We start from the raw sequence: 461 nt of genomic DNA, 5'->3' as shown, positions 1-461 counted from the left end.
CCACGGCACCTGTACCATCCAGTCGATATAACCACGCACTACGGTCGCTTCTGCCGACATCGGAGACATCATTTTCAGCTTCTGCAACTCTGCTTCCGCTTTCTCTTTTGCCTCTTTCGGCATCTTCGCCGCGTCGATTTTGCGCTTCAGGGCTTCGTTTTCGTCCGGCGCGTCGTCCATTTCACCGAGTTCTTTCTGAATAGCTTTCATTTGCTCGTTCAGATAGTACTCACGCTGGGATTTCTCCATCTGCTTTTTAACGCGGTTGCGAATGCGTTTCTCAACCTGCAGCAGATCGATTTCCGATTCCATGATTGCCATCAGATATTCCAGACGTTCGTTAACGTCGGACATCTCCAGAACAGACTGTTTGTCAGCCAGTTTCAGCGGCATATGTGCAGCAATGGTATCCGCCAGACGCGCCGGATCGTCGATGCTATTCAGCGACGTCAGCACTTCTG

Annotated in this window: 1 protein-coding gene; it reads right to left on the bottom strand. The window is 51.2% G+C overall.

The window, feature by feature from the left end:
• The coding region (locus GO615_RS27965) for an LON peptidase substrate-binding domain-containing protein (protein ID WP_211167419.1) at positions 1 to 461 on the bottom strand (461 nt) is incomplete at both ends.

The sequence above is a fragment of the Aromatoleum evansii genome (assembly GCF_012910805.1).
Classification (GTDB): Bacteria; Pseudomonadota; Gammaproteobacteria; order Burkholderiales; family Rhodocyclaceae; genus Aromatoleum; species Aromatoleum evansii.
The sequence above is the reverse complement of the archived record's forward strand: the minus strand, read 5'-3'. Positions and strand labels throughout refer to the sequence as shown.